The organism is Christiangramia qingdaonensis (genome assembly GCF_048381525.1).
In the GTDB taxonomy this organism is placed as follows: domain Bacteria; phylum Bacteroidota; class Bacteroidia; order Flavobacteriales; family Flavobacteriaceae; genus Christiangramia.
Window position 1 is genome coordinate 287,413 of the sequence record NZ_JBLWIM010000008.1, and the last position, 11,860, is coordinate 299,272.

The 11,860-nt window shown below is 39.6% G+C and carries 9 protein-coding genes; 2 read left to right on the forward strand and 7 right to left on the reverse strand.

Annotation, left to right across the window (positions count from 1 at the left end):
• Window position 1: 1 nt before the first annotated feature.
• Complete coding sequence (locus ACNI3T_RS01970; protein ID WP_418226408.1) at window positions 2-889, reverse strand: hydroxypyruvate isomerase family protein; 888 nt, start codon at window positions 887-889, stop codon at window positions 2-4.
• A 74-nt stretch (window positions 890-963) separates the two neighbouring features.
• Window positions 964-1,692: an NUDIX hydrolase gene (locus ACNI3T_RS01975; protein WP_418226409.1), complete on the reverse strand. Its 729-nt coding sequence runs from the start codon at window positions 1,690-1,692 to the stop codon at window positions 964-966.
• A gap of 71 nt (window positions 1,693-1,763) precedes the next feature.
• On the opposite strand from ACNI3T_RS01975, the gene galK reads away from it, so the two are divergent.
• On the forward strand, window positions 1,764-2,939 hold the full coding sequence (galK, locus tag ACNI3T_RS01980) for a galactokinase (protein ID WP_418226410.1): 1,176 nt from the start codon (window positions 1,764-1,766) through the stop codon (window positions 2,937-2,939).
• Complete coding sequence (locus ACNI3T_RS01985) at window positions 2,932-3,972, forward strand: UDP-glucose--hexose-1-phosphate uridylyltransferase (RefSeq protein WP_418226411.1); 1,041 nt, start codon at window positions 2,932-2,934, stop codon at window positions 3,970-3,972. Before galK ends, ACNI3T_RS01985 begins: the two co-directional genes overlap by 8 nt.
• Before the next feature lie 80 nt (window positions 3,973-4,052).
• Here the strand turns inward: ACNI3T_RS01985 and ACNI3T_RS01990 are convergent, their stop codons facing one another.
• The 5 genes from ACNI3T_RS01990 to tilS all read right to left on the reverse strand — a co-directional run bounded on the left by ACNI3T_RS01990 (window position 4,053) and on the right by tilS (window position 11,836).
• Window positions 4,053-5,702 (reverse strand): solute:sodium symporter family transporter, encoded by a 1,650-nt coding sequence (locus tag ACNI3T_RS01990; RefSeq protein WP_418226412.1) that lies wholly within the window; start codon window positions 5,700-5,702, stop codon window positions 4,053-4,055.
• Between the two features lie 37 nt (window positions 5,703-5,739).
• Window positions 5,740-6,741 (reverse strand): aldose epimerase family protein, encoded by a 1,002-nt coding sequence (locus ACNI3T_RS01995; RefSeq protein WP_418226413.1) that lies wholly within the window; start codon window positions 6,739-6,741, stop codon window positions 5,740-5,742.
• Window positions 6,742-6,743: 2 nt separating this feature from the next.
• Window positions 6,744-8,558: a DUF885 domain-containing protein gene (locus tag ACNI3T_RS02000; RefSeq protein ID WP_418226414.1), complete on the reverse strand. Its 1,815-nt coding sequence runs from the start codon at window positions 8,556-8,558 to the stop codon at window positions 6,744-6,746.
• A gap of 8 nt (window positions 8,559-8,566) precedes the next feature.
• Window positions 8,567-10,420: a CocE/NonD family hydrolase gene (locus tag ACNI3T_RS02005; RefSeq protein ID WP_418226415.1), complete on the reverse strand. Its 1,854-nt coding sequence runs from the start codon at window positions 10,418-10,420 to the stop codon at window positions 8,567-8,569.
• Between the two features lie 102 nt (window positions 10,421-10,522).
• Window positions 10,523-11,836 carry a tRNA lysidine(34) synthetase TilS gene (gene tilS, locus ACNI3T_RS02010; protein ID WP_418226416.1) on the reverse strand — a complete coding sequence of 438 codons (1,314 nt, stop codon included), beginning with the start codon at window positions 11,834-11,836 and terminating at the stop codon, window positions 10,523-10,525.
• Between the last annotated feature and the right edge of the window lie 24 nt (window positions 11,837-11,860).

Below are 11,860 nucleotides of genomic sequence, written 5' to 3' on the forward strand. Positions count from 1 at the left end.
TTTAGATAGTACAAATCCCAATGGCTTCTTCAAGCGCTTTTAGTTTATTCTCAAAGGTTGGAATAAATTCCTGAGCGATATAACCATCAAAACCGGTATCATAAATCGCCTGGATGATTGCAGGATAATTTAGTTCCTGAGAATTATTAATCTCGTTCCTTCCCGGATTTCCCGCGGTATGATAGTGATTGATGTACGGATGAAATTCTCTAATGTTTCGAATTATGTCACCCTCCATGATCTGCATATGGTAGATATCGTAGAGCAGTTTAAAATTTGGTCGGTCAAGCCTTCTGGCAAGTTCGGCTCCCCAGGACGTATGATCTGCCATATAATCTGGATGGTCTACTTTGCTATTCAGCAATTCCATGACCAGAGTAACATTGCGAGTTTCAGCATGGTCTAATAGTGGCCTTAATCCGTCTACACAGTTGTTCCAGCCAGTTTCATTATCCATCCCACGTCGACTCCCAGAAAAACAGATGACATTTTGTATATCATTATCAGCAGCTTTGTCGATGAGTTCTATATAAGCAGATTGCAATTTCTGATGATTTTCAGGGTCATTGAATCCATCGGTCAAACTGATAAAATCATCGGTTGCCATGGAACATGTTAGACCTTGCTCCTGTACAATTTGCCATTCTGAAGGTTTTAAAAGATCAATAGCACTAATTCCCAATTCTCTACAGGCTATAGCAAACTCTTTAAGGGGAATATCTGCATAACACCAGCGACAAACAGAATGATTGATCTTTGAAGTAGGGTCTTGTAAATTATTAATTGCAACATCGAAACCGGATGCATTCGAAAATGATGGAATAGCAAGTAACCCAGCTCCAATTCCAAGGTTCTTTAATAATTTTCTACGAGATTGATCTTTAGCCATCCTGAAATGTTTTTTCTAAATTAATAATAAATGTAATTCATACAATTATTATTTAAAGAAACTATTTTCAGATTTTAGAAAATCTCGAAATTATATCCCGCTTTTAATAATTGTAAGTAATTCTCTTTATTGAATTTATGCAAAAAAGCACCGCGTTTACTACCCGATTTATCTTTTTCCTCCAGTTTTTCTAAAACATTCAGAGATAATACCTTTTTTCTGAAGTTTCTCGCGTCTAGTGGCTTCTGGTAGATCGCTTCATAAAGGTTTTGTAATTGTGGAATCGTAAACTTCTCTGGCAGCAGCTCAAAACCAATGGGTCTGTGACGCGCGTTATGTCTTAGTTGTTCCAATGCATCCTGTACCATTTGATCATGATCAAGAACTAATTCGGGAAGATCATCAATTTCAAACCAGCGGGCACCGTAATGTTTTTCCAGTTTGTCTATATAATCCTCTACTCTTATTAAAGCATACTGAGCTACAGAAATACAGCGGTAGCCCGGATCACGGTCCTGTTTACCATAAGTCTTTAATTGTTGCATAAAAACTTCGTTCAGTCCGGTAGCCTCTTTTAAAACCCGCTGCCCTGCCAGCTCGAGATCTTCATCCAGCCGTACAAAGCTACCAACAAGTGACCAGGAACCTTTTAAGGGCTCTACCTGACGCTCGAAGACAAGTAATTTTAGCTTGCCCTCATGGAAACCAAAAATGATACAGTCTGTCGCAACATACATTTTCTCCCTGATCTGGTACAGGTCTGTTTGTTCAACAACTTCCGGTTGTGAATTCTTAGTGTGCATAATTATATTCTGAAATAATAAATGTAAGTATGACGTTTATTATATTTGAATTACTCAAAATTAATCAAGTCTTGACAAATATCAGATCTTTTTCTACGAAGCCTTCGGTTTTTAAGGATTTCCAACCGGAATTACTCGTTAATTCTCCTGGTCGAATCAACCTGATTGGAGAACATACAGATTATAATGAAGGTTTCGTGATGCCCACAGCGATCGATAAGCATATAAGTTTCAAATTCAGAATAAATGATACGGAAAACTTCTGCAGAATATACAGTGGTACTTTTAATAACGGCTTTGAATTTCATCTCGACCAGCCATTATTGAAGCAAAGCGACTGGAGAGATTATTTACTCGGCATTGTTAACGAACTTCAGCAGGAGAATAAATTGCTTGAAGGTTTTGATTGTATAATTTCCAGCGATCTTCCTACCGGTGCCGGGATAAGTTCTTCCGCAGCACTGGAATGTGGATTCTGTGCAGGCCTTAATGAATTATTTGATCTGAATTTGAGCGACATGGAAATCGCAAAGATGGCTCAACGTGCCGAAAATGAATTTGTAGGTTCCAACTGCGGAATCATGGATCAATTTGCTTCCATTCTCAGTAAAAAGGATCATTTTATTAAACTGGATTGCCGAAGTCTTGCTACTGAATATATTCCTGCAGATCTCGGAAACTATAAATTACTACTACTGAACACAAGGGTTTCTCATAATCTGGCCGACAGTGATTACAATTCCAGGCGTGAGGAATGTGAAGCAGCGATCAGGATTATTCAATTGAAGAATCCGCAAATAAAAAGCTTACGAGATGTAGATTTTGACTTGCTAGAAAGCTTTCGATCAGAACTTCCTGAGCAGACTTACCAGCGCTGTTTATATGTAATACAGGAAAATGAGCGCGTACAGGCAGCTGCAGATGCGCTTCGCAATAATGATCTACAGGCCTTAGGAAAATTAATGTTTGCTTCTCATCGCGGCCTGCAGCATCAATATGAGGTGAGTTGCCAGGAACTTGACTTCATGGTTGATTACGCTAAAGACAAAGAATTTATCTACGGAAGCAGAATGATGGGCGGTGGTTTTGGTGGCTGTACCATTAACCTTATCAATTCTGAAAATGTTGAAGGCTACATTACTGAAGTTTCCAAAGCATATTTTGATAGATTCAAAATCCACCCGGAAGCGATCGTAGTAGCACCATCAGCCGGAACAGAAATCATAAAACTGGTATCCCATGAATAACGAAATGAACAAACTACCTCATCGCAGGTATAATATTTTGACCGGTGAATGGATACTGGTTTCACCACATCGCACAAAAAGACCATGGCAGGGTAAAACCGAAGAGAATAAAACCAATGATAAAGCCTCGTACGATCCGGGTTGCTATCTATGTCCAGGAAATACCAGGGCAAGCGGAGAAACGAATCCAAATTATTCTGAACCTTATGCATTTATAAACGATTATAGCTCTCTGCTTCCGGATACTCCTGAAGTGAAATTTGAACAGGGCCTGCTGAAGGCTGAAACTGAAAAGGGAATTTGCAAAGTTGTTTGCTTCTCTCCAGATCATTCGCTAACCCTGCCGTTGATGGAAGTTTCAGAAATCACGAAGGTTGTGCAGATCTGGAAAACCGAATTCGCTGAGCTCGGGAATAATCCAGATATCAATTACGTCCAGATCTTTGAAAATAAAGGTGCGATCATGGGCTGTAGCAATCCCCATCCTCATGGACAAATATGGTCGCAATCGTCCATTCCAACCGAAATTTCGAAAAAATCTGAAAGATTCCATGCATACTGGCAAAGAAACAGTTCCAGCCTTCTGGGTGATTATTTGAGTCAGGAGCTGGCTTTAAGAGAACGAATTCTGGATGAGAATGAGCATTTCGTATCCTTAATTCCTTTCTGGGCGGTATGGCCTTTCGAAGCGATGATCATTCCTAAAAGGCATCTTCAACAAATTACAGATCTTAACGATGAAGAAGAGATCGCATTTGCAGATATTATAAAAAAGCTGACCATGAAGTATGACAACCTGTTTGAAACGTCTTTTCCATATTCGTCTGGAATGCACCAGGCCCCAACCAATGGCAAGGACCATCCTGAATGGCACTTTCATATGAACTTCTACCCGCCATTATTGCGGTCTGCCACGGTTAAGAAGTTTATGGTTGGTTACGAAATGTTTGCAGGACCTCAGCGAGACATCACCGCAGAACAGGCCGTAAAGATGCTGAATGCACAACCGGATATACATTATAAAAAGAGCTAATTCACGACCAGCTTTCAAATAAATAACCCTCGAAAGATCGATCTTTCGGGGGTTTTTTGTTTGTAGTTCTTTGTTTGGTGTTATGCGAAATATGCATATACCCCAACTACTATAACGATAATTGCAAAACCAACCGGTTTCACAAATTTCCAAGGCGTGATATCCACTTGTTTAGTATGTTCCTGTAAGTAAGGCGTCTTTCGAGGTCTCAACTTTCCAATAACCAGCATGATCACAACGTTCAAAGCAAAAAGAATTGCCATGACATCCAGATAGTGAGGATAGGCACTAGCTTCAATTGCTGCTAATTCTGCTGCATCTGTAATTCCATTAGCAGCGGCATCTTCTAAAGCACTTTCAGCGAGGTACGGCTTCAGAACAAATTGGCTTAGGATGTATAACAAAGATCCTGATATGAGTCCGATTTTGGCTGCAATAGCCGGTACATACTTGGTCAGGTAACCAACTACAATGATCGTTAAGATTGGAATACTATATATTCCATTCACCTCCTGTAGATAGTCGAATAAACTACCCGCATTAGCTATTAAAGGAGCGATGAACATTGCCGCAACAGCAAGTACTATTCCGAAGATTTTACCATAACGAACTATGGTTTTCTCGTTTGCATCCTTATTAATATGTTGCTTATAAATATCGATTCCGAAGAGAGTAACCGAACTATTCAATACACTATTAAAGGAACTTAGAATAGCTCCAAAAATAACAGCTGCGAAAAATCCAATCAAATAACCAGGTAACACCCTATTCACCAAAAGCGGATATGCTTCATCTCCATTTTCAAGATCTGCCCCAAAAATATGGAAAGCAATGATACCAGGAAGAACGACGATTAGCGGCCCCAGTATTTTGATGAAAGAGGCCAGCATTAAACCTTTTTGTCCTTCCTTCAGATTTTTAGCAGCAAGCGCACGTTGAATGATCTGCTGATTAGTTCCCCAATAGAAGAGTTGTACCAGCATCATTCCCGTGAAAAGAGTATGAAAAGGAACAGGGCTGGTCTCATCTCCCATGGACTGAAATTTCTCAGGGTTAGATTCTGTTAGCGTTGTGATCCCTTCAATAAAACTACCATCACCAATGATCACTAGTCCAAAAATAGGCACCAGAATTCCACCGATTAATAGTCCGATGGCATTTATACTATCAGATACTGCTACTGCTTTTAGTCCGCCAAAAACGGCATATATAGACCCTATGATTCCAATTCCCCAAACGCATATTTTTATGGCTGCATCATCTGACACTCCTAACAATGTTGGAACGTCAAACATACCGCTAATCGCTACAGAGCCGGAATAGAGAATAATTGGTAATAACACAACTACGTATCCTGTAAGAAATAAGCCTGAAGTAAGTGTTTTAGTGGTAACATCATATCGTTCAGCCAGAAATTGTGGAACGGTAGTGAGTCCTCCCTTTAAGTATCTTGGTAGCAAAAAAATTGCAGTAACTACGATAGCGATAGCGGCCAGAGTTTCCCATGCCATGACAGATAAACCGTTGGCATATGAACTTCCATTCAAACCGACGATCTGTTCCGTAGAGAGATTTGTTAGTAATAACGAACCTGCTATTACGCCGGCAGTCAGACTTCTACCACCTAAAAAATAACCATCACTGGTGGACTCATCAGTTCTTCTGGTTGCGAAATATGCGATAATAGCTACGAGTGCTGTAAATCCAACGAAGGATAAAATTCCTATCATAATCTTTTCTTAAAATCTTCGGTTAAATATAGAATTATTATTTCACAGAAAAAGCAAAAACGATGTTGTTTTCATAGACTTCACCCGGTTTTAGCAGACTGCTAGGGAAGTTTCTGAAGTTGGGAGCGTCAGGATAATTTTGTGCTTCGATCGCGACCGCTGGAAAGTTTTCATCAAGTTTATTCAGAAACACCATATCTGCCGGAAGACTTTCCGGAGAGTAGATGACTACAACGGGCTGGTTACTAACCACTTTAAGCTTGATACCGGTGAGCGGAGCGAATAACTGTGCCTGCACTTCATTTTCCATGACATCAAGCACATACACATCATCAAGTTCCCTGTTGCCTAGCAATTTATTCTCTCGATAGTCCTTAGGATGATCCCTGAGTTTGGTCAAATTACCTGTCGGAAGCATATTTTCATCCAGTTCCAGGATCTTGGAAGCATTTACCTGCATGAAATGATCACTAATACTTCCTCCTCCATTCAGATTAAAGTAAGTATGATTGGTAAGGTTAATGATCGTGTTTCTATCTGTTCTGGCGCGGTAGGAAAGCTTCACATGATTATCCTCGGTCAGGGTGTAAGTGGCCTCAACTGTGACTTCGCCTGGGTAACCTTCTTCCATATGCTTACTTACGTAAGTCATTTTTACCGAAGGATTCGGTGCATCTGTGATCTTTTTGATTTCCCAGATCTTGGTTTGAAAACCATTTGCTCCCCCATGTAAATGCGCTTTGTCCAAATTCTCATCCAGCTTAAAATCTTCCTCGCCAATGCTGAATTTCCCTTCAGTAATTCTTCCCGCGAAACGCCCAATACTAGCTCCAAAACACTTGTTATGTTCCCAGTAAGGTTCACTAATATAATCTGTAATCTTAGCAGGACCTGCAACAACTTCTACAGGCTTGTCATTCTTATCTTTTAAACTAAAGCTAAATAATGTCGCTCCTAGGTTCAGGATCTTTAGCTTGCTCTGCTGCCCATTTTCTAGCTCGATAATTTTCAGGTCTTCTTCCTGTACTGTTTTCAACATAGTTATTTTTTGCTCTGTACCCAGTTGTTCACTTTAGTCTCCAGAATCGTTAGCGGTAAAGCACCATCTGTTAATACGACATCGTGAAATTCACGGATATCAAACTCTCCTCCCAGTTCAGTTTTCGCTTTTTCTCTTAGTTCCAGGATCTTGTTCATCCCAATCTTGTAAGCAGTCGCCTGTCCTGGCATTACGATATGTCGTTCTACCATTTTAAAGCAGGCACTTTCAGCAGCTGGCGTATTTTCACGGTAATAATCTATACCTTCCTGTCTGGTCCATTTTTTGGCATGAATCCCAGTATCTACAACTAGTCTGCAGGATCTCCATAGTTCCATTGCAAGCCGGCCGAAATCTGAATACGGATCTTTATAAAATCCAATTTCCTTCGGAATAAATTCACTGTATAATCCCCAACCTTCCACGTAAGCAGTGTAAAAGCTGAATTTTCTAAATTCCGGGATAGAATCCAGTTCCTGCGCAATAGCGATCTGCATGTGATGGCCTGGAATTCCTTCATGGTAAGCCAGTGCTTCCATTTCATATTTAGGCATTGCTTTCATATCATAAAGATTGGCATAGTAAGTTCCAGGGCGGGAACCATCCAAAGCAGGTTGTTGATAGAATGCTTTACCAGCACTTTTTTCTCTAAAAGGTTCTACCGCTTTTACTACAATATCTGCTTCAGGCATGGTATTGAACAATTCTGGAAGCCTGGTTTTCATAGTATTGATCACCTGTTTAGCCTGTGAAAGATATTGTTTTTTACCTTCTTCAGTATCTGCAAAGTAAAATTGCTCATCGTTTTTCATGAAATCAAAGAAATCCTGAAGACTACCTTCAAAACCTGTTTGCTCCATGATCTTCTCCATTTCTGAATGAATTCGAGCTACTTCATTCAGACCTATCTGGTGAATTTCTTCTGCGGAAAGGTTTGTGGTAGTTACTCTTTTCAATGCAAGTTCATAGAACTCCTCCCCTTTCGGGAATTTCCATACACCGGCTTCTTCAGTAGCGCGCAATTGCTGATTCTCCAAATGATCTATCAAACTCTGGTAAGCCGGCTGAACATGATCTACAAGAGCCTTTTCCGCAGAATTAACCAGTTTTGTTCGTTCCGCATCTTCCAGATCTAATTGATCGATCTTTGTAGTGAAATCTTCCAGTAAGGCACTGGCATTAGCCGACTTCGAAAATGGCTTTCCTTTGATGATGTTCCTTGAAGCGTCAAGTGTTCTGTCGAAAACGAATTTAGGCGGAATAATACCGTTCTGCTCTCTAAGTTGTAATTGTTCGATCACATCTGCCATCACTTTCTCAAGTCCTTCCAGTCTTGCAATATAAGCCCTGGCATCTCCAATGGAATCTATGCGGTGCATATTGATTAAAAAAGCAGGAAGTTCTGCATGAAGTCCGTGCATTTGCTCAATTGGATAATTGTAGAACCTGAAATCATAATCATCGATCTCATTTTGAACCTGCCTGCGATACAGATCGTAGCTTAACCGGGTATCTTCATCCAAAGCCGCTACATCTACCTTATCGAGATAATCCATACGTTCCCGTGCCTGTTCAAGATCTTCAGCATATTTTAGATTAGAATAATCATCCCATTGATCATAATTTGTCTTCAATCCTCTTCGGGTCTGGGTCTCTGGGGATTCCTGAACTTCCTTTTCGAACTCACGCGCAAAGTAAGCGTTCATTTCTTCGGAAGCGTTTTGCTGCTCCTCTTCAGAGTAATCTGAATTTTGCTTTTCATTGCCACATGAGCTTAGCAAAATTCCGAATAGTAATAGGTAAACTGATTTTTTCATTCTAAGATTTATTCTTCTAAAACTGAAAATTTAATGGCTGAATCACCATAGATCGTATGCGTTTGCTTCTGAAAATCTTCCTCTTCAGCATCAAAGATATTATCTACATAAGTCTGTGGATTTCTGTCGATTAGCGGAAACCATGTACTCTGAATCTGGATCTGTACTTTATGACCTTTTTTGAAGGTATGATTTACACCCTGCAACGTAAGATTTACATCGGTTTTCTTATTAGGCTCAAATGCTTCCGGTTTTTCAAAACTATTTCTGAATCTTCCGCGCATTACCTCACTACGAACCATCATATGATAATTGCTCATTTTAAGATGAGGCATGGTTTCTTCGTAGTTCTCTGCATCTTCAGGATAAACATCAACGAGTTTTACAACCCAGTCTGCTGAAGTTCCCGTTGTTGCAACTTTCAACATTGCTTCAATCGGTCCGGTTATTTTCATATCTTCTTCCAGAACTTCCGTTTCAAACACCAGAACATCTGGTCTTCTGGCTGCAAATCTCTGATCTCCAGACATATATTCTCTTGGAGTAAAGACCATTTTGATCTCATTATTGTAAGAAACTGGTTTCGCTGGGTCACTCACGAAAGTTTCTTCGTGATCTGATGCTGTTTCTGATAATTGCTCATTTGCTCCCAGATACCAGGTTTTTTCAGTAGTATTCTTCGGTGGCCATTCCGCATAATCGTTCCATTGGCGTGCTCCAGTGTCATAAATATGTGCTTCAGGTAATCGCAAAGCATCTTTAGTTTTTTTCTTCAGAAAATGATTGAAAAATTCAGTTTCATAATCTCTTTGAAAATGAGTGGAAATACTATCACCAAAATAGACGTTCCCAACAGATTGTCTTCCAGATTCCCTTGCCCAGTCACCATGACTCCAGGGACCAAAAACGATCATATTGTGATTATCACTATTCTCTTCTATGCTTTTGTAAATATTGAACGGTCCATACAGATCTTCCGCATCAAATAGTCCGCCTACGATCATTACCGCCGGCTTGATATCTTTCATATGCTGAACGATCCCTCGTTTTTGCCAGAACTCATCATAATTTGGATGTTCTTTAAGTTGTTGCCAGAACTCGTTATCCTCTTTATAATATTTATCGAGATTGCTCAAAGGACCCGCATCCATAAAAAACTGGTATTGATCCTGAGTTTTCAGCTCTGGAAAGTTGTACCAGCTCGTATCTACAGGAGTATCTTTTTGGTATCCAAAAACCGCCGTAGCTCTCCAGTAGCTTAGCAAATAAGCGCCGTTATGATGAAAATCATCAAAAAAGAAATCACCGATACTAGCTTGAGGAGATGCTGCCTTAAGAGCTGGATGTCCACTTAAAAGTGAATAAGTACTGTAAAATCCTGGATAGGAAATTCCCCAGGTTCCAACTTTTCCATTGTTGTTTTCAACATTATTGATAAGCCATTCTATTGTATCATAAGTATCGCTGGCTTCGTCCACCTCTTTCCCCTTCTTATTTGGAATAAAGGCACGCATATTATCATACTTTCCTTCACTCATCCATCTACCACGTACATCCTGATAAACGATGATGTTCCCCTCTTTCATCATGATTTCATTAGGTCCAATCCTGGATCTGAACTGATCTTTTCCATACGGTCGGGAACTATAAGGAGTTCGTTGCATCAATATGGGATACTCAGATGAAGTATCCTTTGGAGTATATATCGTAGTATGCAGTTTTACACCGTCTCGCATCGGGATATCCACTTCCATTTTATCATAATGGGCTTTGACATCGTAATCTGTTTCATTTTGAGCACATAAGGGATTCAGTACAATCAGAAGTAATACTGAAAACAGGGAAATATTGAATATTTTCATTAGATTATTTTTATAAAGCGTCTAAAGATAGAAATTAGGTAAGTATTCCTGAAGGAATTCAGGAAAAACACGAGCTTGCACGCATCAAATATGTCAATTCTCTTAGCTGAAGCTTATTTTCAGGATTTCCCGATCTCCTTTTTCTACGGAAAAGCGATTATCTGCTCGTTGGTTGATGATCCAGACAAGATCTTCCCCGGAAAACAGTAGCCAGGTTTGCTCTTTTTGAGGTAAACTGAATTTTTCATCCTTAAAATAATCACTCAGCTTCTTTTTTCCTTTCATTCCGAAGGGAACAAAAAAGTCACCCTCTTTCCATTTCCTGATCAGCAAAGGAAATTTAAGTTTTCGAATGGGAACAAAAATACTATTGGTTGCGGACTTGTCAAATTTATCAACTTCGGTCAAATGCAAAGTTCCAAAATCAGGAATCATGACAAACTCCTCCCCTTTTTCAAGTTGATATTCTTTATTGATGGTCTCATCCTGAATCTCAGTAAGCAATAATCTAGTCCTATCCTTGATAAGCCTGTGAGTATCTGAAAGTACCATTTTACCGGTCTGTGCATCCATAAGGTCATGAACATCGTTCCATTCGGTAAATCCAAATGATTTGAGCAACTGGTAAAGTACCTGCTTCGAATTCGGCACTTTCTTCAAAAAAGCAATATCCAGGGCATAACCAAAGACGTCCCGGCTGATGATCTTAGGATAAAGCAGACTCATATAGTCCTCTACCAGTTCCATGCTTTCGTTCAAATGTTGCTGAGTTTTCGCAAAAGTTTCAAGTAATTGTGGATTAAGCTCCTGCATAAGTGGCACCATATGGTGTCTTATACGGTTTCTCATATATTTATCTGAAGCATTACTGGAATCTTCCCGCCATTTTAAACTTTTACTATTAGCAAATTCTTCGATTTCAGACCTGGAAAATTTGATTAGCGGTCTTATAAGTTGATGATGTTTATCTTTAATTCCCTGCAAACCTTCCGGGCCGGTTCCACGAATTAGGTTGATCAAAAAAGTCTCAAGATTATCATTCGCATGATGTGCTGTTAACGTGTAATCAAACTCCATGGAATTTGAAAGTTCCTCAAACCAGTTGTAACGCAATTCCCGGGCAGCCATTTGAATAGAAATACCAGCATTTTCAGCAAACTTCAGCGTATTGAAACTTTGTGTGAAAAATGGAACTTCCATTTTTTCGGCAAGTTCTTTTACAAATGCTTCATCTGCATCACTTTCTTCTCCTCTAAGATTAAAATTACAATGTGCGATGGAAAACTCCATTTTTGACATCTTACATAGATGTGCCAGAACAATACTATCCACACCACCACTTACGGCGATCAATAACTTATTGGTGCAAAGAAAAGGGTATTCTTCTTTGATGATCTTTTTGAAGGCTTTTTCCATATCTACTCAAATATACAAAGCCTG

Excerpts from the sequence above, each read along its gene's own strand:
- ACNI3T_RS01970 (WP_418226408.1), bottom strand. The coding sequence starts at position 889 with ATGGCTAAAGATCAATCTCGTAGAAAATTATTAAAGAACCTTGGAATT.
- ACNI3T_RS01975 (WP_418226409.1), bottom strand. The coding sequence starts at position 1,692 with ATGCACACTAAGAATTCACAACCGGAAGTTGTTGAACAAACAGACCTG.
- ACNI3T_RS01985 (WP_418226411.1), top strand. The coding sequence starts at position 2,932 with ATGAATAACGAAATGAACAAACTACCTCATCGCAGGTATAATATTTTG.
- ACNI3T_RS01990 (WP_418226412.1), bottom strand. The coding sequence starts at position 5,702 with ATGATAGGAATTTTATCCTTCGTTGGATTTACAGCACTCGTAGCTATT.
- ACNI3T_RS01995 (WP_418226413.1), bottom strand. The coding sequence starts at position 6,741 with ATGTTGAAAACAGTACAGGAAGAAGACCTGAAAATTATCGAGCTAGAA.
- ACNI3T_RS02000 (WP_418226414.1), bottom strand. The coding sequence starts at position 8,558 with ATGAAAAAATCAGTTTACCTATTACTATTCGGAATTTTGCTAAGCTCA.
- ACNI3T_RS02005 (WP_418226415.1), bottom strand. The coding sequence starts at position 10,420 with ATGAAAATATTCAATATTTCCCTGTTTTCAGTATTACTTCTGATTGTA.
- tilS (WP_418226416.1), bottom strand. The coding sequence starts at position 11,836 with ATGGAAAAAGCCTTCAAAAAGATCATCAAAGAAGAATACCCTTTTCTT.